This is a genomic window from Leptolyngbya sp. GGD (genome assembly GCF_026735145.1).
Lineage (GTDB): Bacteria > Cyanobacteriota > Cyanobacteriia > Leptolyngbyales > Leptolyngbyaceae > Leptolyngbya > Leptolyngbya boryana.
The window spans coordinates 55,603-79,864 of sequence record NZ_JAPQKE010000009.1 but is presented as its reverse complement, the minus strand read 5'-3'; the positions used below and the strand labels follow the sequence as shown (position 1 = coordinate 79,864).

The following is a 24,262-nucleotide window of genomic DNA, read 5'->3' as shown; positions in this document are numbered from 1 at the left end:
TGACAACACGGTTACGCTTGCGTATGTGAGGTTTATAGAGCAGGGAAAACCAAGATTTTTCCTGCTTTTTCAGCTTTTGCATAACCTCTTTCGCATGGGAACTAGATGCAAACAGTGAGACGGAGGAACCCATTATGGTTGAAGAGTGCTACACCCCCGAACAACTGGATCATCTGCATCAACAGTTATGGCACTGTGTTTTACAATTTGCTAACTTCTCTGCGACACAGGAACGTCATCGAATTGCCCGTGACTTACATGACTCTCTAGGACATGCCCTCACCGCCCTCAATTTTCAGCTCCAAACGGCGATGAAACTGTGTCAACCGAATCCGAGCCAAGCACAGGAATTTCTCACCGAAGCCCACCGACTTGTTGCGATCGCAACTCAAGAAGTTCGACACTCTGTGCGAGCATTACGCGATGATTCATCGGAATCTCAATCGCTAGAAACGTTGGTCGAATCGTTAGTTCAGGATTTTGAGCAGACAACCGGAATCTTGCCCTCTGTTGAGATGATCTGTGAGATTGCAATTCCTAATCACTTGATCACGCTACTGTATCGAATCATTCAAGAATCACTCAACAACACACGAAAATATGCCCAGGCGACAAAAGTAGAAATCCGAATTCACACAACAGAAACAATGGTTAATCTCATGATTCAAGATAACGGGCGTGGGTTTGACCTTACCTCCGTGGTAGGTGGATATGGATTACAAGGCATGAAAGAGCGAATTGCGATCTTCCAAGGAACATTATCCATTCAGTCTCAACCCGGTTTGGGGTGTTGTATTACCGCAGAAATTCCGATGCAGTTGCCGAGCATGGCTTCCCAAGTGACTGAAAAGGTGATGCCAGATTCTAAGCCGTTACCTGCCTCGATCGAAATCAGTGATTGGCAACCTCTAGACATTGACTCTTGGCAATTGGGATGGATTGGAAATGATTCAAACACACTAGAACTTTCGGTTGAGACAACACTAAGTCGTTCCAACAATAGTTAGAAATTGAGTTGGAAATTAGGTTCTGGCTAGATCACCAATCAAATTTAGAGATAACAATATGAGAGGATGTTTTAAAAGACAATCAAGGGGGTAAAAAAGCTCTCCGGTTATAAGCTGTAAATACGTAAAAGCACAGCACCAAGAGAGCTACATGAGTAAATCATATCCGAGTAACCTCAGCCTCGCTCAATATGAATTGTTGAGTGACCTGCTGCCCGAAGCAAAACCCGGTGGACGACCGCGAGAAGTGGATTTGTGGGACGTTCTCAATGCCATCTTTTACATTCTGGTCGAAGGAGTCCGATGGCGAGCATTGCCGGGAGATTTTCCAGCATGGCAAACGGTGTACACGTACTTTCGCAATTGGCGCAAAGATGGAACCTGGATCAGCATCCATGACCGTCTGTATCGCTGCATCCGCATCGAAGTGGGACGCTATCCCAGTCCGTCGGAAGCAGTTGTCGATAGTCAATCTGTGAAAAGTGCAGCAGGAGTGCATGAAGCAGTCGGATTTGATGCAGGAAAGTTGATCAAAGGACGCAAGCGATTTCTCACGGTTGATACGTTGGGGTTGATTCTGCGAGTCTTTGTCACCGCAGCCAGTACGGGTGAACGCGAGGGCGGTAAAAAAGTCCTTCGACGAGTGCAACAGCGAGGTAAAGCAGTGTCTCGATTACACACTATCTGGGTCGATGGTGGCTTTGATGGCGACCCTTTCATGCAATGGGTCATTACAATCTGTCGCTGGGTGGTACAAGTCGTACTCCGTCCTGAACAATCTAAAGGCTTTGTCTTGCTCAAAAAAAGGTGGGTGGTTGAACGTACTTTCGGTTGGCTCATGCACTGTCGCCGCTTGGTGCGGGATTATGAGTTACTGCCTGAAACTTCGGAAACGTTTATCTATCTCGCCATGATTCGCATAATAGTCAGGCGACTGGCATAAAATTTAACCCATTGCAACTTTTAAAACACCCTCTGAGGAGGTGAACTAGATTAGCTGATTAATCAAACTGTGAATCGAATTTTCAATTTCTGATGTGCAGTTGCTTCACCTGTTACACACATCAGTTTTCATAGAAATTATGAGCAACTTATTACTCGTCATAGTACTTCTGATGATTAGCTGGCAACTGGTGAAGATCTCAAAAGAAAATCGTGAGAAGCAAAAACAATTAGTCTTCGTCAAACAAAAGTTGCAATGCTGTCTTGAAGAAATTGAAACACAGTCACCAACCCAAGCACAAAACCAAATGGCTTATCACCATTGCGCTGCACTGGGGCAATCGATCGCCGCACTCCATATTCAACTTCAAGTTGCTCATAAACTTTGGCAAATTAATCCTTTCCAGGCAAAACATGCTTTATCAGAGGCGTATGAATTGAGTTCTACCCTAATGCAAGACATTCGGCGAACTGTAAAGACGCTAAAGCAAACGTCGCCATCTCAATCTTCGCAAACAATTTTTGATATTACCCAATCCTACAAACAATGATGCCCCACACTTCTGAGCTACCCAGAATTCGTCTGTTGCTGGTGGACGATCAAATTTTAGTGCGCCAGGGTCTTCAGGCAATGCTGAGTTTAGAACCGGATCTAGAAATTGTTGGCACCGCAGAAAACGGAGAAACTGCAATTGCCCAAGTTACAGCGCTTCAGCCGGATGTCGTGTTGATGGATGTCCGAATGCCCGTGATGAATGGTACCACTGCTACCCAAATTCTCTGTGAACAGGTGCCGGGAATTAAAATTCTGGTCTTGAGCACTTATGATGAAGATCAAGATGTCACTGCTGCGCTACAAGCAGGTGCAAAAGGTTATTTGCTCAAAGATATGCCTTCTGATGAATTAGCAAATGCTATTCGTAGCATTCATCGAGGCTATACCCAACTTGCTCCGGGGTTACTAGAACGCTTGACGATCGCATCCCCTTCTTCAACTCCCAAACCGATTCCCTCAGAATTTGCCCAACTGACTCCCCGCGAATTGGATGTGGCGAAATTGGTCGCGATCGGGGCAACCAATCAAGAAATTGCCCAGCAGTTATTTATCTCTGAAAGCACAGTCAAAACCCATCTCAACAATATTTTCGTGCGGTTGAATCTGAAGAATCGATCGCAACTTGCCATTTTTGCCAATGGTTTTGAACAATCTGCACGAGCTTAAGTTCCTTCACTGAATTCTCTCAAATCTATGCTTGACTCAATTCTTTACTGCAATAATATTTTCGTGCGGTTGAATCTGAAGAATCGATCGCAACTTGCCATTTTTGCCAATGGTTTTGAACAATCTGCACGAGCTTAAGTTCCTTCACCGAATTCTCTCAAATCTATGCTTGACTCAATTCTTTGCTGCAATTTATTCAAAATAATGGCGAAATGCTTTTTGAGTACATCTCCACTGCTAGTGCTGAATTTCACGACTCTGATCGGTTCGTCTGCTGTCGCACAATCGACGGTTGCACAATCGGTTGGTGTATCGGTAACTCAGGCACCCTCCCGCATCGAGGTTCCGTCGCAAGCTATCCCTCAGAACCGTCCTCCACAACCTGATGTTCCCCAAAACCCGATGCAACTTCCTCCAGTAGACAAGCTGCTTCCCCAACCAGATACACCACAATCGCCACCGGAGTCTTCTAATGCAATACCTGATACAACCTTTGTGCGTCGCTTTGAAATTGTCGGAAGTACAGTGTTTAGTGCAGCAGAGTTTGATGAAATTATCAAGCCTTTTACAAACCGCAGCCTTACATTTGCAGAAATACTGCAAGTACGATCGCTGATCACGAAACTTTATCTCGATCGCAAATATGTTACCTCAGCCGCAGTTCTTCCGCCCCAAACCTTAGAAGATGGCGTCATCCGCATCCAAATCATTGAAGGATCGGTTTCTGAAATCAATGTTGTGGGCAATCGCCGATTGAATCCCGCCTATGTTCGCAGTCGAATTGGACTTGCAGCCCAAAAACCATTAAATGTCGATCGCCTCCTCGAACAACTCCGACTCTTACAACTTGATCCATTAATTGAATCTATCTCTGCTGACTTGCAAGCAGGAACAAAACCCGGCACTAGCGTTTTGCAACTAACGATTTCAGAAGCAAAAACGCTGAACGTCACCGCTACGATCGACAATGGACGATCACCCAGTGTTGGTAGCTTTCGTCGTCAATTGGAATTCTCGCAGGCAAATCTACTTGGATTAGGGGATGGATTGAGAGTGGGATATAGCAATACCAATGGTAGTAATGGTGTTGATCTGAGCTATATCATTCCCCTAAATCCTAGAAATGGAACGTTACGGTTAGCCTATGGTAGTAATCGCAGCACGGTCATTGAAGAACCTTTTGATGTTCTCGATATCCAATCTCGATCGCGCTATTACGAGTTGACCTACCGACAACCCCTGGTGCAACGTCCAACGAATGAATTTGCAGTTGGATTGACCTTCTCGCGCCAAGAAAGCCAAACGGAAATCGGATTGGATGATATTGGTCCCTTTCCCCTATCTCCAGGAGCCGACGAGCAAGGAAGAACGCGAATTTCCGCTGTGCGCTTCTTCCAAGACTATGTTCGGCGCAGCGATCGACAAGTGTTTGCCGCTCGATCGCAGTTCAGCTTTGGTCTAGGTTTATTTAATGCGACCCAAAACGATTCGGCTCCCGATAGCAATTTCTTTAGTTGGCGAGGACAAGCGCAATGGACGCGCTTATTAGCTCGCGATACATTGTTGCTCGTTCGAGGAGATGTGCAACTGAGCGATCGTGCTTTAGTGCCCTTAGAGCAGTTTGGCATTGGCGGATCAGAAACGGTTCGAGGCTATCGACAGGATGCGCTCCTAACAGATAATGGCTTTTTATTTTCCACCGAACTTCGCTTACCCATCCTCAGAACAGGTGGTGGAACGGGCTTACTTCAACTCACCCCTTTTGTTGATGTTGGGACAGGCTGGAACCGAGGCGGCAATTCTCCCAACCCTAATACATTAGTGGGGACAGGAATTGGTCTGTTATGGCGACAAGGCGATAATTTCTCAGCGCGATTGGATTGGGGAATTCCCTTAGTTTCAGTTGATTCAGAGAAGCGTTCTCTCCAGGAGAATGGTATCTACTTCTCGATTCGCTACAGTCCCTCGTTTTAGGCAATACTCCACGCTCCCTTGCATGAGCACGAGTAGCGGGAGTATTAATCGATCTCTACAAGTTAACAATCCTAAGATTCACGGCGTGTTGGAAGAACGAGATGAACAAATATCTTTAACATAAGCTTGCCGTTGTTGACTAAAGGACTGAGACGGGTTCTCAATTTCATAAAGAGCCTGTAACGCATCTGACCAGAGATTGCGATCGACAAAATAACTTGCTTTTTGAAGTGCAATGGCTTCTGTACTTTCACCTTTCGATTTCCATTGTTTTTCTAACGTTTGCAAATCTGTTGCAATTTGTGTGTGTTGTTCGATCGGTATCACGTCAAATGCGAGCCATCGTGATGTTGAAGAGACAGGATTCGCAAATGTCCACTCGTATTGTTTTCCAGATTGTAATGGCGTGGGTGCTGTGTAGTATATCTGTTGATCAGTCGGACGAATCGCTTGAACCCAAAGAATTTTTTTCGTTTCTCGATCTCGTACCGTAATTTGAGAAATTCTGCCCTTCCACAAAAATAGCGGACGAGTATTCCAAACACTGAATTTACGAATTGAACCTGGCGTCAAAATGCAAATGCCACGAGTTCCTAGGGAGATTCTGGGTCTGCGCCATCCAAATAAATCAAATATTCCTACAGATTGAGCGATCGCAGAATCGGAAGAAAGTTTTAGAGTTTTGTTCGCCTCTCCTATCGTAATTTTGGGAGCTATCAAGACAATCAGATATGAAATAAGAATGACCTTGAGCATTAGCAATGATCTGAACATTATTTCTCCTTAGTGTGTTCGAGAGACTCATTTTCCTTATGCTTCTCAGGGATTTGAGGATATGCAAGAACACAGAACTGCATATCCTACATTGCGCTCGATTTATAGGGGATTCAGCCATTGTTGAGTACGAAGGATTATGATGAGACGATCTCTTTTGCTGCTTCTGATTGTCGGGGTTTTGGGTAGCAATGCCAGTTGGGTAACAAGGTCAGCTAGGGCACAGGCAAAACCAGAATTGTATTACACCTTTTTTGGACAAAAGATTGCGTTGACCGAGCAGACAGATGCGATCGCAGTCAACTTCAAAACGTTTCGAGGACGAGGTCGATCGCTGCATCAACAACTCGAAGCGGATTTGACTGGAACTAGAGCAGGCAGAAGTCGGGGAGGTGGCTCAACGGCTCAATCTTCTGGCATTGAGGTCAAATCTCTGGGGGCACAGTTCGCGATCGTGAAACTTGCAGCGAATGTGTCTAAACCTGACATTCTCGAAAAAATTCAGCAACAGGACTATGTGCAATCGACCTTACCAGTTCTGTCGCGAACGCCTTCGCCCAAATCTGAGCCGACTCAGTTCAGCCAGATTGTACTTCCCAATGAAATTATTGTTAGCTTTGCTGCCAATCTCGCACCCGATCAAATTAGCAAGATTTTAGAGACACAAAAGCTTGATGTTGTCCGTAAACTGCGGTTTAGTCAGAATCGCTATGTTGTCAAGTCGCGTCAAGCGAATGGTGTTGAAATTTTGAGGGTTGCGAACGGTTTGGCTCAAGTTACGGGGATTGACTCTGCAACGCCAAATTTTATTCAGTCGATTCAGCAAGATCTACAACCTCAAGCATTCCGAACGACGCCCATTGAATCAATTTCTCCGGCATTGCAAGGCTTACCAGAAGTCAAGGGAGTGCCCTTTGCGAGTAAATTGCTCCCCTTACAATGGCACTTGAATAGTACTGCTCGCCGTGGCAATTTAGCTCGAACCGATGTCAGAGCCACCGATGCTTGGAAACACAGTCATAGTGGCGATCAAGTGGTTGTTGCTGTGATTGATAGTGTCATTCAGTGGGATCATCCGGATCTTAAAGAAAGCCTCTATACCCTATCGCCTAATACCCCAGATGCTTTGCCGGGTGAAACCCATGGTTGGGACTTTGTGGAGAACGATAGTGATACACGTCTAGAAGGAAGCGATCTCACCCAAATCCAACCCTTGTTTCGTAACTCCTTTGAGTTGAGTGATGCAACATTGATCAAACGATATGCAAAGGAAGCTAAAGCTATCTTGGAGCACAATCCCAATCTCTCTTCTGCTCAAGTCGCAAAGGTGATTCGCAACTCGATCCAATCGTTTGTGATGAGTCAATTTCATGGGACTTGGTCAGCAGGTGTGATTGCAGCACAGCCCCATGCTGGAACGGGGATTGTGGGCGTTGCACCCAAGGCGAAAATTTTACCAATTCGAGGACTGGGGTTAGATGGAGTGATTCGACCCGAAACCCAAATTGAAGCGATCGGATATGCCGCTGCTCGCAAAGCCGATGTGATTAACATGAGTTTTGGGGGTGCGTTGCCAAGCCAAGCTGTAGTCGATCAAGTGTTCTCTGTGCTAGATGCGAATCCGAAATTGGTGATGGTCGGATCGGCTGGAAATTCTGATGTGGATGGCGTGGCGTTTCCCGCAGCTATTCCTGGGGTGTTGTCGGTGGGTGCGACGAATTTGATGGGAGAGAAAGCGCCCTATAGCAGCTTTGGGCAGCGGTTAGATCTCGTTGCGCCGGGGGGTGATACGTCTCAAACCGAGAATCAAGGAATTTTGACCACTGGCGGAACGTGGATTGAAAATCTTTGGCAAGGGGTAAACCAACGTCCCCAAAATAATCAATGGGCTTGGGGAACTGCATTTGATCCAATGGGGCAGTATGTGCAAGTGCAAGGAACGTCTTTTTCTGCCCCGATCGTGTCAGGCATTGTGGCATTGATGAAGAGTGAAGATCCTGATCGCAAGTTGAGCCGCGATCGCGTGATCGAAATCTTAAAACAGACTGCCAGCTATGACGGACTGAAACTCACCAAGTCGGATGAAAATCGCTATCGATTACGCATTGCTACCGGAATTAGCGATGGAATCCTAATGCCGATTCGAGCTTCAGGCATCCAAGACCCAAAACGTCCCGTTTCAATGCAACAGTATTACTTTGGACGAGGACTGGTGAATGCAGAGGCTGCGGTGCAGGCAGTGAAAGACAGTCGATAATTTGGCGGGATTTGCTTGCCTGGTATGATACAGCTATTTCGGAGTTTCGGGTGAGAAGGTAATGGAGGAGGCATCACAGTACTGGACATTGGCGCGGTTGAATGCTTCAGGCAAGGTGCAGATGGATTTTCAGCCTTTAGCCTATGAGTATTTGAGCCAAATGAGCCTGAGCGATCGTACTCAGTTACAAAGCCGATTGTTTGTTGTCTATCAGTCAGGCAATGCGATCGCAGGATTGTGTCTGCGATGTTTCCTTTCCCATTGCATTTTGCAAGAATGTCGATCGCTGGTCAAGCAATTTCAACTGCATTATCAGTTAGATCTCATGGATATTCTGCCCTATGTTCTCAATGATGAGGGTTCTCTGAAGTTCGGAACGTTTACTCCGTTTACTTGTGAGATTTTGAATTCGTTTAATCCTGATGCTGCAAGCTTGAAAACTTGGACAAGTCGGCTATTTCGTCGCCACCCTGAGCTAAATCAGGTTCTCAAAGAGCAAGGGCTTTACTTGATCAGCGATTGGGCAATTCTGAATGACACGAAGGCAAAGCAGTTAAAGCGAATTTTGCTACAGGCTTTCCAGTGGTCAAATCGTGAAGCCGAAGAAGCTGCCGATATTTTAGAGAGTTACCGAGCGGTGTATTTGAGCGATCGCATTGCCCAAGGACAGATTGGAAAATGTGTTGAACCGACTCTAGAGCAACTGCAACGCATGGTGAAATTGCTTCCAGACGGTTCTCTGTCGGTCGAGCAGTTTACGAAGAAGTTGTCTCAGATTGCTCGGTGTTTACGGCAGTATCGATTGCGATCGTATACGACCCAATCTCTTGATGTTCCAGAAGTTGCACGAGCCGTTGAGCAACAATTGATGGAGCCTGAAGAAAAGCCGGATTTAGAGGTCGATCGATTTCTCAGTCTATATCGATCTCAGTTCTTAACCTGTTTAGATCAAGCTCTGGAAACGGTTGTCACGGCGCGTCTTTCTCGCTTGAAAATGGAGAAGGCACAACAGTTTGTAGACGCATTGCGCTTGTTTCACTGCGATCGAGCCAGTATGAGTGAAATCGCGAAAACGTTGGCACTTCGTGGACAGGATTCTGTCACACGGCTTCTGAAACTCAAGGAATTTCGAGCCGATGTGCGACTTCATATGCTGCTCTGTCTCAAAACCTATGTGTTAGACATTGCACCTGCGTTTGCTGATCCAACTCAATTGCGAGAACTCGATCACCGAATTCAGGTTGCTCTCGGTGAATTGCTCGAAGCGTTCATTGAATCGGAAGAGAAACGCGCTAAAACCGCTAAAGCCCTGCTTGAGAAGAGTTTATTCTCCGATCGCTTATGTCGTTACCTTGACCATTGTTAACCCTACCCTATGCTTATGTTCTCAGAGTTTTCTCTCGATTTTGAGCCGAGCCGAGCCCCACGAGTGGATCTCACTCCGGAGGCGGTTTCTCGTGCCTTAGCGATCGCGCAAAGGATGCGCCAAACTGAGTTGCGTTGGCAATCCTATCGCGCATTACTCGCCTTTGAGGGGTTGATTCACTGGCTAGAGCAGCGAGATAGTCCGATCCCCTTTGAGCCTGAAGGCGCGAGATTGATAGAGCCAAGGGGCTTCGATCATTCGGCGGTGATCAATTCTGTAAGGCTTCATCATTTTTTGTGTTGTATTGTCTGTGTGGATGAGGATACCGTTGAAGTGCCTGTAGGGGTTGTGGATGATCCGAATCAGGTTGCTCATTTCTATGTTGCGATCGCAGTCCATGAAGAACAGCAACAAGTCACATTACAGGCTTTTATTCGGTATGACCAACTCAAACAGTATCAGCAAGACTCTAGATTGAGTATCACCTCAGATCAGACCTACGAGATTCCAGTTTCCAGTTTTGAAACGGACTTTGATCAACTGCTGCTATATCTCACCTGTCTTGAACCTCAAGCCATTGCATTGCCTGAGAGCCATTTATCTTCAGAATCGAGACTGCATCAATGGTTGATTGAACCGAGTGTAAATGCGATCGAGTGGTTACAGCGTGAGGTGAATACGATCTCAGATACATTAACTTGGACGTTCTTTACCCCGACTGCTTCTGCGTTGCGTTCTCCACAATTTCTGATAACCAATGACCAACTCTCAGCCGTTCTCACTGAACTAGAAAGAGGGGGAATTCACATCCCAGAGCAGGCACAAGCAGCTTATCGATCTATGACGAGCTCAGATTTGACGGTTCAACTTGCGGTGATGGTTTGGCAAGTAGAGGATAGTTCAGAATGGTCATTGCTCACAATTTTGGAAGCGGTACAGGGTGAAAATCTACCGATTGGGACACAACTTACGATTTATGAAAATCAAACTTCTATTGTGAACTCTGTCTCGCTTGAAGATTCTCGTTATCTCGTGGCTCAAGTCTTTGGAGAAATGGGTGAACAATTTGTGATCGAAATTCGACTCGCAAAGGGTGACAGTCTAACATTGCCTGCATTTACGTTTCTTAATTCATAATGCACCATGGTTTCATTTTTGCTGAAGGTTTGGCAAATTGATCAAACTTGTTTATTTGAATTAACTTGGCAGAGCCATCATACGATGAGTGCTAAGATAGCTTATCCTGAAACGCTAACGACGCTTTATCGGCAATGGCAAACTGCGTATCTTAATTTTTATCGATCGAGCCTAAGAGCACGTCCGGGTGCGAGTTTGAGCCTAGCGCAACCTACGATCGATTGGAGAGCAAAGCTGGTTCAAGCGGAAGCGGTATTTCTGGCGGAATTTCATCATTGGTTGAATAGTGCAGATTTGATTGAAATTCGGCGCGAAATTGCTCAAGCTGCAAGTCAGGAGCCGCAAGTCAAACTGTATATTCGCTGTGATTCGCTGGAAATGGTCAAGCTCCCTTGGGAGTCGTGGCAACTCGGAACCGAGTTTGGCATCCTCAATCCGATTCGAATTTTGCGAACCTCTGCGCGTTTGCAAACTACAGCAACGCGATCTACACGACGTTGGAAACCTCGAATTCTGGTGATTTTGGGTGACGATACTGGACTTGATTTTCAGGCAGAAAAAGAAGCCGTTGTCAAACTGAAGCATTTTGCAGAAATTCGATTTAAAGGGTGGCGATCGAATCGCTCAACCACCGATTTGAAAACAGAAATATGCCAAGCGATCGCGGAGCCTCAAGGATGGGATATTCTCTTTTTTGCTGGACATAGTAACGAAACGAATATCACCGGGGGCGAACTCGCGATCGCGCCGAATACGTCAATTTTGGTGAGTGAGATTGCACAATATCTCAAGACGGCTCAAGAGCGGGGCTTACAGTTTGCCATTTTCAATTCCTGTAATGGCTCAACGATCGCAGAGCAATTCATTAATTTTGGATTGAATCAGGTGGCAGTGATGCGCGAACCGATTCATAACCAAGTTGCAAAGGAGTTTCTTCTACAATTTCTCGAACATCTAGAAAATTATGAAGATGTTGAGACGGCAATGCTTTTAGCCTCTCAATCCTTAAAAGTACAGTCGAATTTAACCTATCCCTCCGCCTATTTAATTCCCTCGTTATTTTCTCATCCCCAAGCGCAACCGTTTCGGTTAAAAAAGATTGGACTAAGACAAATTCTCGAACGTTGGAAGCCAACTCGACTAGAAGCCTTCGGGTTAGGGATGTTGGCTGTTGTGAGTAGTTTGTTACCTGTTCAAAGTTGGCTGATTGATGGGCGTCAGTATGGGCAAGCAGTTTATCGCAGTATGACGGCACAGGTTCCTTCGGCACAAGTTCCGCCAGTGTTGTTAGTTCAAGTGGATGAAGAATCTCTTCAGAAGGGCAAAGTTGATATTCTGAATCAGAACCTCGATCGACAGTACTTAGCCAAATTGGTCAATCAGTCTGTTGCGCTCAAGGCGTCTGTCATCGGGATTGATTATCTTCTGTTTCGCCATCAACCGAGCGGTGATCCAGTCCTTGCAAAAGCGTTAGCGACCGCAGTGCAGAGATCGGGAACTCAATTTGTTTTTGCTGCCAAACTGGAGGAAATGCAATCGCCACCGAAATGGATTAAAGCGTTACCAGAATTAGCAAATCCTCAATGGCGAATTGATGGCGATATGGATTTGTTGGGTGATCCAGCATTCTATGCGAGGGTGATTGGGGATACGGATGGACAAACGGAGGTGTTACCGTTGTCCTATGAGTTAGTCCGATTGCAGGCACGAGCTAGTAGAGCCTATCAGTGGGACACGCGATCGCAGTATTCGCCAATTTCTCAAGGGGCAGCGTCGATCGGACAGATGTGGTTTCATCCTTTGATTGACTATACGATTCCACCCAATCAGGTTTATCAAGCGATTCCAGCCTGGAAGTTGCTAGAAACGACTCAACTGCCTCAAATCAATGCTCAAATGGTGTTAATCACGCCAGGTGGGCATCTCGATGCTGGAATCAAGCCGGGAGAAGATAACTTTAAGAGTCCCCAAGCGTTTAATTACTGGCAAGAGGGTGCGCCGAAGATGACGGGAGGCGAGATTCATGCCTATTTGGTGCATAACTTGCTAAATCATCGGCTGATCATTCCTGTTCCCGATTTGTGGATGATTGGGGTTGCGACACTACTCGGAAAAGGAACCGCAATTTTGTTGGGTCAACGTAGAGCAAGATGGTTTTTAATCATGCCTGTATTCTATGCAGTAATCAGTTTACAACTCTACATTACGATCTCTGTACTAATCCCGATCGTGTTTCCAGCTTTAACGTATTGGATGTATTTCTTGACGATGAGGAGTCAGCGCAATGCTTAAATTATTATCTTCTGGGCTAATCGTTTTAGTGCTAACGACTGGGTTATCGATCGATACGCTGGTACAAGCTCCCTCGATCGCGAAAGCCGAACAATCTCAACCATCGTGGTGGGAAGCAATTTTGAGAAGTGTTCGTCGTCGTCCTCCAGTGTCGCGTCGATCGGGAGGTGGGCGAGGCGATTTTGATGCGATCGCTCCTGGCATTTGGACACCGCAGGTTTTAACGACGCAACCGATGGTGATTTGGCGGCATCGTGGCTCAATATCAAGGTTGCCGGATCGGATTGAAATTGTTCCGGTGGGTCAAAAGACGATCGTTTGGAAACAGTCGCTGCCTGCCACTTCATTCTTTGCGGCTAAAGTTGGCGTTGCGTTACAGTCGGGTCAAACGTATCGGTTGCGCTTCTTGAAAGAAGAAAAGGAAACAAGGAAGTCGATCGAGTTCCGGGTGCTATCAGATTCGGAACGACAACCGATTTTACAGGTATTGAATCAAACTGAAACGGCATTGCGATCGCAGCAAGCGACACCCAAGGAAATTCTCACGAAGCGAATTGAGATTCTCTCGAACTACGGTCTTTGGTCAGATGCGTTGCAAGAAATTAACTCATCGGAGTTGCCTGCTTTGGAGCGACAACAATTAACGCAAGCGATCGTAGACCAATGGTATCAAGCCCGTCAGAAAAAACAACCGGAGCATCCCGAATCTCATTAGCTCTTGCATAAGGTCAAATGCCTCAAAACCATAAGAAGACATGAAGGGAGGTCGCGATCGCGTTTTTTCCTTCTTCAATCGTAGTAATGAATAATATCGCCTCCCTTATGATGATGCGTTTCCTGATCAAAACTCTGGTTTGGCAAAGTGGACTGGTGTTAGCCCTTGCGCTGTTTGGTTTTGTCATCGGTATGGATCGATCTATGGGAGGTCAAGCGGTGTCGATCGCCCAGGTTCAACCAACTGAGCAGAAACAGGAAGCCGATCGATTGTTGGTTCAAGGGATTCAGCAATACGAAGCAAACCACTATGAAGCAGCGATCTCATCTTTTGAAGCAGCCTTGAGAATTTATCGTAAGATCGGCGATCGTCAAAACGAAGCATGGGCACTGAATAATCGTGCTAGTACCTATGATTCTATGTTGCGTTATGAGGAGGCGCTCACGGACTACAATCAAGCTTTGCCAATTTTCCAGGAAGTAAAAGATCGCAACGGTGAGGCATCAGCGCTGTTTAATCGTGGCAACACCTACCGTGTCCTGTCGCGTTACGAGGAAGCAATTACCAATTACAGTCAAGCTTTGCCGATTTTCCGAGAGGTAAAAAACCGTAAGGGTGAAACAAGATTACTGTTTAATCGTGGCATTGCCTACGATTCCCTATCACGCTACGAAGAAGCGATCAGTGACTACAATCAAGTCTTGCCGATTTACCAGGAAATAAAAGACCGCTATGGGGAAGCATCAGCACTGTTTAATCGTGGCAATGCCTATCGTTCCCTATCGCGCTATGAAGAAGCAATTACCGATTACAATCAAGCTTTGCCGATTTTCCAAGAGATAAAAGACCGCAATAGCGAAGCAGGGGCACTAATGAATCGTGGCATTGCTTATCGTTCCCTGTCGCGCTACGAAGAGGCAATTACTAACTACAATCAAGCTTTGCCGATTTACCAGGAAGTCAAAGACCGCAACGGCGAAGCAATGACACTGAATAATCGTGGCACTGCCTATCTTTCTTTATCACGCTACGAAGAGGCAATTACTAACTACAATCAAGCCTTGCCGATTTACCAAGAAGTTAAAGACCGCAATGGGGAAGCAAAGGCACTGGCAAATCGTGGCAGTGCCTTTGCTTCCCTATCACGCTACGAAGAGGCAATTACTGACTACAATCAAGCCTTGCCCATTCACCAGGAATTTAAAGACCGCAATAGCGAAGCAAATGCATTGACGAACCGCGGCATTGCCTACTTCTCTCTGTCACGCTATGAAGAAGCGATCAACGACTATAATCGAGCCTTACCCATTTATCAGGAAGTCAAAGACCGCAACGGCGAAGCAGGGGCACTGATGAATCGTGGCACTGCCTATAGTTCCCTGTCACGCTATGAGGAGGCGCTCACCACCTATAATCAAGTCTTGCCCATTTTTCAGGAAGTGAAAGACCGCAATAGCGAAGCAATGGCGCTGAATAATCGTGGTGGTGCTTATTTTTCCCTGGCGCGCTATGAAGAGGCAATTACTGACTACAATCGAGCCTTGCCGGTTTACCAGGAAGTCAAAGACCGCAACGGTGAAGCAGTGGCACTAATGAATCGTGCCACTGCTTATCTTTTCCTATCGCGCTACGAAGAGGCAATTACTGACTACAACCAAGCCTTATCAGTTTTCCGAGAAGTGAAAGATCGCGGCGGTGAAGCAAATGCACTGATGAATCGCGGTAATACCTATTTTTCTCTATCACGCTATGAGGAAGCGATCACCGCCTACAATCAAGCCTTATCAGTTCTCCGAGACGTGAAAAATCGCAACAGTGAAGCAAACGCACTAATGAATCGTGGCATTGCTTATGCTTCTCTGTCGCGCTACGAAGAAGCGATCACTGATCTTAATCAAGCCCTACTGATTTTTCAGGAAGTGAAAGACCGCAATGGCGAAGCAGGGGCACTGAATAATCTTGGGTTTACTCAATTCAAAACTCGGCATTTTTCTCAATCAGAACAGTCGCTTCGTAGGGCAATTTCCCTTCATGAAACCATTCGCTTAGATCGTCTATCCGAGGAGAATAAAATCTCATTGTTTGAGGAGCAAGCTCGAAGCTATCGCACCCTACAGAAAGTTTTGATTGCCCAAAACCAACCTGAAACGGCTCTTACCATTTCCGAGTGGGGGCGCACGAAAGCTCTCGTCGAACGTCTCAGCCAACAACTCCAACCCTCTGCACCTCTCACGAGCCAAGCTCCCAATCTGAAAACGCTCCAGCAGATTGCTCAAACTCAGAAAGCTACCTTGGTTGAGTATTCAGTAATTTATGAAAACCGTCAGGAAAAACAACTCTACATCTGGGTGATTCAACCCAATGGAATGGTTAACTTCAAAGCTGTGGAGTTAGCTAGTGTGTTGCCAAAACAATGTACTTCGATTGCTCAATTGATCGGAAACAGTCGTGACTCGATTGGGGTTCGCAGTCCTGAAGGTGATTGGGTTGCCGCAGACCCTACTGCTAAAGCTAATCCTTGCTTACAAATCGATGCAGAAGAGAATTTCAAGACCCTACACAAACTCCTGGTTGAACCGATCGCCCAATTCTTGCCCACTGATCCGAACCAACAGGTTGTGTTCATTCCTGATGATGTTCTGTTTCTCGTACCTTTCTCTGCACTCAAAGACGCCCAAGGCAAGTATCTGATCGAAAAACATACCCTTCGCACCGCTTCTTCAATCCAACTCCTCGATAAAACTCGTGCCCTCAAAGCGCGTCCCAAAGGCGAGGGCACACTGATTGTCGGCAATCCCTTCATGCCGAATGATCCCACTGCACTACAACCTAAACAACTGGCAAATTTACCGAATGCAGAACGAGAAGCCGTCGCAATTGCACCCTTATTCAACACCAAAGCGATCACCGGACAGAACGGAACCAAGAACACGGTTCTTCAACAAATGTCCAATGCAAGAATCATTCACTTGGCAACACATGGCTCGTTCTACGATCGTAATGGCTTCAAAAGCTGGCTTGCCCTCGCCCCTTCTAACAACGATAGTAGCATTCTCACGGCTGAAGAGATTGCCCAGATGAAACTGAGTGCAGATTTAGTTGTCTTGAGTGCCTGTGATACTGGACGCGGAAAAATTACAGGCGATGGCGTGGTAGGCTTATCGCGATCGTTTATTGCAGCAGGGGTTCCGAGTGTAATTGTCTCGTTGTGGTCAGTTCCCGATGCGCCAACTGCCGATCTTATGACCGAATTTTATCAACAACTCCAACGCAATCCTGACAAAGCACAGGCACTCCGACAAGCGATGTTAAAAACCTTAAAAACGCACCCTCAACCGAGGAATTGGGCTGCATTTACTCTAGTGGGTGAGTCTTAGTATCATCACTTTCTTATCTCTGATTCTGGCTTCTGAAAAGTGCATAACCTTAGTAAGTCCAGAACCATATTGAATTAGTTACTGAGGAAATTCATAATGAATCGCTTATTCACAACTCTGTTAATGGCTACTGCGATCGCACTTCCAGTCTCGGCTTCTGCCAATCAGCCTACTGCATCATCTTCACAAACCATTGCCCAAGCCAAAGCTTCTAAATCAGTGGTTCAATCTCGCCTCGATCGAGCCGGAATCAAGTACGAAGCGATGGAGGATGGGAGCTATCGCATTGGCTTACGGCTAGAAGGCGATCGGACGCAGTTAGCAATCATCCGTCCTGAAGTTCGCAAGATTGGTAAGACGGAAATTATTGATGTGGTTTCCTTTGCCTACATGGAAAAATCCCCATTGAACGCAGAACGACTGAATCAACTATTAGAAGATAACGTTTCCTACCCTCTAGGAAGTTGGGGAGCCACGAAGCTAGAGGATGGTCGATATAGTAGAGCTGTTGGGGAATAAGTTGTAGAGTTGTGAGATTCCTGCTTTTTTCCATCAGGTTAAGCAGCCATCAAGTAAAAGTTCCATAGTCCAGCAGCAGTGAGCATTAAATGGTCATCAAAATCTTGCGTTCGATTCCGATAGATTGCACTCACCGCACCATAACGCTTGATGCCTGCGAAAGCATTCTCACACACGACTCGCGACTGGCTCAAACTGCGATTTTCTTGTTTTTGGAACTCGGTTAGCTCACCCCCTTTTGGCTTCTTATGCGGAATGCGAATGTTGATGTACTCAGACTGTAGACCTTGAAACCCCAAATCGACTTCAATCGGGATCTGATCCGGGATGTGAAAGGCAATTTCTTCTTCGGCTTCAAATCGTTTGTCGTGCAGCTTGCCTTCACGCGATGTGCTTAACACTAACACTCGTTTGGTTTGGTCTACAGCGGCAAGATGCTTACGAGTGTGTCGCCGCTTTTTTCCCGAATAGTTCATCGTTTGTTTGTTTGCGTCTTGTGGACGTTGAATCGGGCGCTCTGTCCCATCAATCATCACCCGCTCCACTCCCGGAAACCGCTCGAGAAAAGCATCCATGCTGCGTAACTTGCGTTCGGGTAGCGCCATCTTCTCTCTCAGCGCTGCTTCGAGAACGGGTTGGAGTTCGTGCATCCATTCGTGTGTCTGCGAGCGGTCGAGGTCAAATAGAATGCCTGCTAAATCAAACGTCGGGTAGCACTTGAAATAGAACAAAATGTAGAACAGTTTCGCTTCAATGCTGCTCAGTCTTGCTTTACGTCCGCCACCTCTCGCCCGTTGTCGGACTGGCTTTGCAGCAATTCGACTTGCCTCATAGGCTTGTTCAAAGCTGGGCAGCAGTGCATCGAACGCTTTACGGTTTAGCCCAGTCAAAGCTCGAAGCAATCGCTCTTCGTTTAACGCGCGTTTGAGGTTGAGCATGAGACTTACCAAGCAGTTCCGTTCTATTATCCCCTATTCCCCAACAATTCTAGTGTATTTTATCTGAGCAAGATTGCTTTGAATGACGACAATGAGTTCTTCAAGTCTAGTATCTATGGAACGATGTCGATCGCAGATGCGATGGAAAAAACTTTGACAAACCAAGATGCACTTTAACAATCAAGATGGAAGAGAAAATCATCTTCCATCTATAGATTTTTCTGTCCTCGTCTTTCTCTACTCTCTTCCGGAATCGTAAAGTTATATACCAATAGCTTTGCTGTAAATCTCATCACTTCAATGGAGCGTTAGTTCAGATGCAAGCCCGGATTACTCTTCATCTTTTGCTCGTAGCTGTCATTCTCTCAGCGATGCCAATGTCAGATCGCGTCTTTAATCCATTACCCGCGATCGCCCAAACAACCGTTGCACAATCTAATGCGGAACAGTTCTTACAGCAAGGTAAGAAACAATACGAAACGGGAGAATATGAGGCTGCACTAAAATTGCTACAACAAGCCTTAACATTGTCTCAGCAAAATCGAGATCGACGCATTGAGGCAGAAACCTGGCTAGCGATCGGAGCCACCTATGCTGAAAGCACGACTAATAATAAAGCTGGAGAAGATGCGTTACAGCAAGCATTAAAAATAGCAAAAGAAGCCAAAGATATTCAGTTAGAAGGTTGGATCTTGATGACGTTTGGACGGCTGTATCTCAATAACAATCAGGATGCAAAAGCTCAGGAATTTGCCAATCAAAGTCTAGAAATTGCTCGAAAAATCCAAGATAAATCTCTAGAAGCACGGTCATTGTTTATAATTTCAGGAGTTTATCAATATGCTGAAAATGGTACGAGTAAAGCGATTGAGTTAACGCAACAAGCTCTCAATTTAGCGCAACAAATTAGTGATAAACGGCTGGAAGGTCGAGTAATTGGACGGATAGGTTCAATTTTACAGGGTCAAGATAAGTATTTGGATGCCATCGCCGCGTATCAAAAAGCGTTACCCCTCTCTCAAGCTGTTAACGATCGACGCAATATTGTGCTAATGCTGGTTAATATGGGCGAGAGCTATAACAGCCTGAAACAGTATAACAAGGCTATTCAGGTACTTGAACCTGCAATTCCACTTGCAGAATTTCTGCCCATCCAGTTTTTCAAATTTCAAGTACCATTTCAACTTGGATTAGCTTATGCAGATACAACTCCTACACAGCCAGAGAAATCATTTCAGGTCTTCCAAGTTGCTTTGAAAGTTGCACAACAAAATGGTTATTTACTAGATCAGTATCGTGCTTGGTTTAATATTGGAGCATACTATAGTCGTAAACAAGATTATCAAAATGCTTTGAAAGCAAGAGAAGCTGCACTGGAAGCTGCTAAAAAATTGAACAATCCAAAAGTTATCGCTGAGGCATATCATCGGATCGGCAGTGCTGCTTCTTTGCTAAAAGATTACAAAGTTGCAAAAGGATATTTTGAGCAAGCGATCGAGCTTTATCGGAAAGAGCGTGATCCTAAAAATGAAGCAGACACATTAATTTCTTTAGGAGATGCTCAATATCTGAATCAGCCCCAAGAAGCCCTTCAATCTTACCAACAAGCCCTTAATATTCTACAAACACTGAACGAACCATCGAGTAAGGGAGATGCTTTATTTAAGATAGCAGGAGCCTATATGGCTCTAGACAAAACCGATCTAGCAATTGATTATATGCAGCAATCATTGGCAGTACGTCGAACGCTAACTGATCGATCCAGCGTTCTCAATACGTTATTGCTGCTAACTATGCAATACAGTAGCAAAGCATTCAACCTTCATACGAAGGGATTCGTTTCCCAAGCTAAAGCGGAAGTTCCCAATATTCAAAAGTACGCTCAAGAGAGCTTAACTTTAGCACAAGAGCTAAAGCAGCAAGATGCAGAAGCAAAAGCGTTAATTGAACTGGGGAAAAGTTATCATATTTTAGATGACTACTCAAAGGCAACTGAGTTGCTAAAGCAAAGTGAAAAACTTGCTTATAAAATCAAAGCGATCGATACTGAGAAATCTGCACTCAATGTACTTGCTAATATCTATATCCGACAAGGTAATTTCCGCGAAAAACTGAGAGTAGATTTAAGGAGTGCCGAAATTGCTAGAGTACAAAACGATGAATTGAGTCTGGCTTTTGCTCTAGGAGCTGTTGCGGGGAGTTATAACAGTCTAGGTGACTATTCACGATCGCTTGAAACCTTTCAAGAAGCTTTAAAGGTTGTTCGCAGTATCAATATTGAGCAGCTTCCTTCTAATCAAAGGAGCCATGCTCAACAGGCAGAATTGATGACTTTAGGGGGAATAGTAGATAGTTACACTTTTTTAGGTAAGTTAGAGGAGGCATTGCAAACTGCTCAAGAAAGGGTAAGAATTGCGCAAACATTCAAAAAACCAGAGCTTGAAGCACAATCTCTATCATCGCTGGCATCTTTTTATCAAAACTCTGGGAATGATTTTCTCAAAGCGATCGAGATTGCTGAAAAAGCCTTATCCATTGCCCAACAGATTAAAGAGCCTAAACTAGAAGCAGAAGCCTGGAAAAATATCAGCCAAAGTCATACTAAACTGGGAAACTTTACTCCAGCGCTGGAAGCTGCAGAAAAAATGTTGCAAATTGCCAAGCGGTTGGGTGATCCCGTGGTGGAACACAATGCTTTAACCGAGTTTAGAAATATCTATCAAGCACAAGGTAATTTCCAAAAAGCAATTGACGCTGCAAAACAACTTTTAGCAGTAGTTCAGCAGAGAAATCTGCAAATGCACGAAGCAACTGCCCTGTTTCAACTTGGTGAAAGCTATCTATCAGCAGGAGATATTCAAGGTGGATTTGATACAGCACAGAGAATGCTTGTCCTTTCTAGAAAAGAAGCTAGTCCACATTATGAGGTTTTTGGGCAGACGTTACTGGGACGAGCCTATAAATTGCAAGGTGAGTATGGCAAAAGTGTTGAAGCATTACAAATAGTTCTAAAACTTGCTCCCAAAAATAAGGTGTTCTTGCTTGAAGCAGTAGCCGTTAACGAACTTGCTATCGTTTACGAGGCATTGGGAGAGTATCAAAAAATTATTGATGAGATTGAGCCTCGTCTACCTCAAGTTCGCACTCTGAGAAGCCCTACGATCGAGTCTCCATTACTTGCGGTACTAGGATATGCTTACGCGAGTGTTGGTGACACTCAAAAAGGAAAGGCATCCGTTGAGCAAGGACTCGCGATTGCACAAAAACTCAAAAATCCCTACTTAGAATCTTTAGCATTGTCTCGATTGAGCTACGTCTATATCAACCGCAATGATTATTCCAAAGCCCTGCAACTTGCTCAACAGAGCCTCCAAATTGCTCAAACCCTAAAAAGTCCGCCGTTAGCTGTTGATGCTCAGTACCATTTAGGTGAAATCTACAATGTCCTAGGAGACTATAAAAAAAGTCGTGAATACTATGAACAAGTGTTAGCAACCTTCAAACAACTGAATAACCGTCGAGGTGAAGGCGTTGCACTACTCATTCTGGCGCAAAATGCCTTCAACCAAGGCAACCCAAGCACAACAATTGATCAAGCACAACAAGCCTTCTCTATCTTCCAAGCGATTAAAGAACCTCGTCTCGCGACCTTTGCTCAACGAGTCCTTGCCACAGGTTACGGAGAACTTGGCAATGATGCCAAAGCAATGGAAGTGGCTCAAGCCTCCCTCACCTTTGCTCGCACCACCAAAAATAGACTTTGGGAAAAGCAATCCCTTGCGCTAATTGGCAGCATACACCGCAAATTCGGACGCCATCAGCAAGCGATCGACGCTTACGAACAAGCCCTTGCAATCCCTAGTGACAACCAAATTACTGGAGCTAATGCCTTCATCTACGCCGGACTTGCCCGCACCCGCAACGCTCTCAAACAGCCAACTGTTGCCATTACCCATTACAAACAAGCGATCGAGAATATCCAAGCGGTTCGTCGCGCAATTGTGGGGTTACCACCAGAACTCCAAAGAACATTTCTGGATGCAACGGTAGACCTCGATCGACGAAAGGTTTCTGACATCTATCGAGAACTTGCAGCTCTGTTGAACGATCAAGGCGAAATTGGTGAAGCTGTTAAAGTGATGGAATTGCTAAAAGACCAAGAATTGAAGGAAACGAAGACAGCATCTCCAACCCAACCGGCAAAGGTCACGCTGTCAGATGTACAGGAAAAAATTCGTCAACAGCATGGTACTCTCATCGCTTTGGGACAAAAAATCGATGAATGCCAAAATAAAGCAGGAAACTCACCACAACAATGTAGTGAATTAATTCGACAGCGGCAAGTTATCGTTGAAAGATACGCTACAGAGAATAGAGAAATTGACAAACAAATCAATGATCGACGAGCAAAAGATAGAGACTTTCTTGATCCAGGAGATCCCTATCAGCGTCAAGCGATCGAACTGACAGAACAACAACCGGATGGCGTTCTCATCTATCCTTTGGTATTAAACGATCGAATTCAGATTTTAGTGGCATCTAGAGGCAAAATTGTTCAAAAGTTTGAAACTAAAGTTGAACAGACTAAACTTAATCAAACGGTTGAGAAATTCCAGGAGCTTCTGAGAGATAAGAATTCCGATCTCAAAGAAGTACAAGCCACGGGACAAAAACTCTACACTTGGCTGATTCAGCCCCTTGAACAAGAACTGAAAGCTGGAAAAATTAAGCATTTAGTTTTTGCCCTCGATCGCTCAACCCGTTACATTCCAATGGCAGCATTGTTTGACGGAAAGCAATACTTGATTGAAAACTACACGATTGCGACTGTTCTCTCTGCCGAGAAAACGGATCTTTCCGACAAAGGTAAGTTACCAAACGATCGCGATTCTATCCGAGTTTTAGGGATGGGACTTTCTCAAAAAGTGCCAAATTGGGATTCACTACCCAACGTTCCCCAAGAACTTGATGCGATCGTGCGACAAACGAAACAGGAGAAAGGCATCTTTATGGGGAATAAGTTCCTTGATCCCGCATTTACCTTTGAGACTTTACGAGACAATCTGCATGGGCACCATATTCTCCATCTCGCAACTCATGGAAAGTTTGTTCCCGATCAACCTGCGGAGTCTTTCATCCTGCTGGGTAACGGCGAGAAGCTCAAAATTTCCCAATTCGGGACGTTACCAGATTTATTTGATGTCAATTTAGTGACGCTTTCTGCTTGTGAAACCGCACTAGGGCAAACTCGCAACGGCGATGGGCTAGAAATCGCTAGTGTCAGTAGTGCAATTTTGGCGAGATCGAAGAGCGTCATGGCTTCTCTCTGGCGTGTTGGCGACAATAGCACTCGCCTATTGATGGAAGGATTCTATAGTCAATTAGCTCAGAAACAATCCCTCACGAAAGCAGAATCTCTCCGGAATGCCCAGCTTGCCCTTTTAAGAAACCAAATCAAATCTAGTCCAGACAAAACCCGTAGCCTTCCAGAAGCAGACTGGGTTGAAGGTAAACCAGGCGCACGATCGCGCACTGATACCCCTGCTCCTGGGACGACTCATCCCTACCATTGGGCAGCCTTCATTCTGATCGGTAATAGCTTGTAGGGAATCTCTTGAAAGAATTCGTGTTGTTCTGAAAAAGCGATCGCAGCCTGTAAATGGGCACTGAACATATATCATCCGCTAGTCGATCGTCAAGAAGTGACTATTTTGTGTGCTCTGTCATCAAGCTGTGACCCCA

15 protein-coding genes are annotated in these 24,262 nt (G+C 45.4%); 13 read left to right on the top strand and 2 right to left on the bottom strand.

Annotated elements, in window-relative coordinates; genetic code table 11:
- The first annotated feature begins 134 nt into the window (after nt 1-134).
- From OU814_RS27210 to OU814_RS27190, 5 genes are all read left to right on the top strand, one after another.
- Nucleotides 135-1,007: a sensor histidine kinase gene (locus OU814_RS27210; RefSeq protein WP_268242734.1), complete on the top strand. Its 873-nt coding sequence runs from the start codon at nt 135-137 to the stop codon at nt 1,005-1,007.
- Between the two features lie 151 nt (nt 1,008-1,158).
- Nucleotides 1,159-1,950: an IS5 family transposase gene (locus tag OU814_RS27205; RefSeq protein WP_268242733.1), complete on the top strand. Its 792-nt coding sequence runs from the start codon at nt 1,159-1,161 to the stop codon at nt 1,948-1,950.
- Nucleotides 1,951-2,089: 139 nt separating this feature from the next.
- Complete coding sequence (locus OU814_RS27200; protein WP_268242732.1) at nt 2,090-2,500, top strand: histidine kinase dimerization/phosphoacceptor domain-containing protein; 411 nt, start codon at nt 2,090-2,092, stop codon at nt 2,498-2,500.
- The gene (locus OU814_RS27195; protein WP_268242731.1) at nt 2,500-3,171 is read left to right on the top strand and encodes a response regulator transcription factor; all 672 of its coding nucleotides are present in this window, start codon (nt 2,500-2,502) and stop codon (nt 3,169-3,171) included. Before OU814_RS27200 ends, OU814_RS27195 begins: the two co-directional genes overlap by 1 nt.
- A gap of 219 nt (nt 3,172-3,390) precedes the next feature.
- A complete protein-coding gene (locus tag OU814_RS27190; protein ID WP_268242730.1) occupies nt 3,391-5,145 on the top strand; it encodes a ShlB/FhaC/HecB family hemolysin secretion/activation protein in 1,755 nt (584 codons plus the stop codon).
- 78 nt (nt 5,146-5,223) lie between these two features.
- Here OU814_RS27190 and OU814_RS27185 read toward each other — a convergent pair whose 3' ends face one another.
- A complete protein-coding gene (locus OU814_RS27185; protein WP_268242729.1) occupies nt 5,224-5,919 on the bottom strand; it encodes a hypothetical protein in 696 nt (231 codons plus the stop codon).
- A gap of 142 nt (nt 5,920-6,061) precedes the next feature.
- Here OU814_RS27185 and OU814_RS27180 point away from each other — a divergent pair, with 142 nt between their 5' ends.
- The 7 genes from OU814_RS27180 (at nt 6,062) to OU814_RS27150 (ending at nt 17,582) form a co-directional block, all read left to right on the top strand.
- The gene (locus OU814_RS27180) at nt 6,062-8,176 is read left to right on the top strand and encodes a S8 family peptidase (protein WP_268242728.1); all 2,115 of its coding nucleotides are present in this window, start codon (nt 6,062-6,064) and stop codon (nt 8,174-8,176) included.
- 61 nt (nt 8,177-8,237) lie between these two features.
- Nucleotides 8,238-9,542: a hypothetical protein gene (locus tag OU814_RS27175; protein ID WP_268242727.1), complete on the top strand. Its 1,305-nt coding sequence runs from the start codon at nt 8,238-8,240 to the stop codon at nt 9,540-9,542.
- A 9-nt stretch (nt 9,543-9,551) separates the two neighbouring features.
- Nucleotides 9,552-10,679, top strand: coding sequence for a DUF1822 family protein (locus OU814_RS27170; protein WP_268242726.1), 1,128 nt, complete (start codon nt 9,552-9,554; stop codon nt 10,677-10,679).
- Between the two features lie 6 nt (nt 10,680-10,685).
- Nucleotides 10,686-12,971: a CHASE2 domain-containing protein gene (locus tag OU814_RS27165; RefSeq protein ID WP_268242725.1), complete on the top strand. Its 2,286-nt coding sequence runs from the start codon at nt 10,686-10,688 to the stop codon at nt 12,969-12,971.
- Nucleotides 12,964-13,686, top strand: coding sequence for a hypothetical protein (locus OU814_RS27160; protein WP_268242724.1), 723 nt, complete (start codon nt 12,964-12,966; stop codon nt 13,684-13,686). Before OU814_RS27165 ends, OU814_RS27160 begins: the two co-directional genes overlap by 8 nt.
- Nucleotides 13,687-13,793: 107 nt before the next feature.
- Nucleotides 13,794-17,063, top strand: coding sequence for a CHAT domain-containing tetratricopeptide repeat protein (locus tag OU814_RS27155; RefSeq protein WP_268242723.1), 3,270 nt, complete (start codon nt 13,794-13,796; stop codon nt 17,061-17,063).
- A 96-nt stretch (nt 17,064-17,159) separates the two neighbouring features.
- A complete protein-coding gene (locus tag OU814_RS27150) occupies nt 17,160-17,582 on the top strand; it encodes a hypothetical protein (RefSeq protein ID WP_268242722.1) in 423 nt (140 codons plus the stop codon).
- Between the two features lie 38 nt (nt 17,583-17,620).
- Here OU814_RS27150 and OU814_RS27145 read toward each other — a convergent pair whose 3' ends face one another.
- Complete coding sequence (locus OU814_RS27145; protein ID WP_268242721.1) at nt 17,621-18,520, bottom strand: transposase; 900 nt, start codon at nt 18,518-18,520, stop codon at nt 17,621-17,623.
- Between the two features lie 377 nt (nt 18,521-18,897).
- Between OU814_RS27145 and OU814_RS27140 the strand changes: the two genes are divergently transcribed.
- Nucleotides 18,898-24,126: a CHAT domain-containing tetratricopeptide repeat protein gene (locus OU814_RS27140; protein ID WP_268242720.1), complete on the top strand. Its 5,229-nt coding sequence runs from the start codon at nt 18,898-18,900 to the stop codon at nt 24,124-24,126.
- The last annotated feature ends 136 nt before the right edge of the window (nt 24,127-24,262 follow it).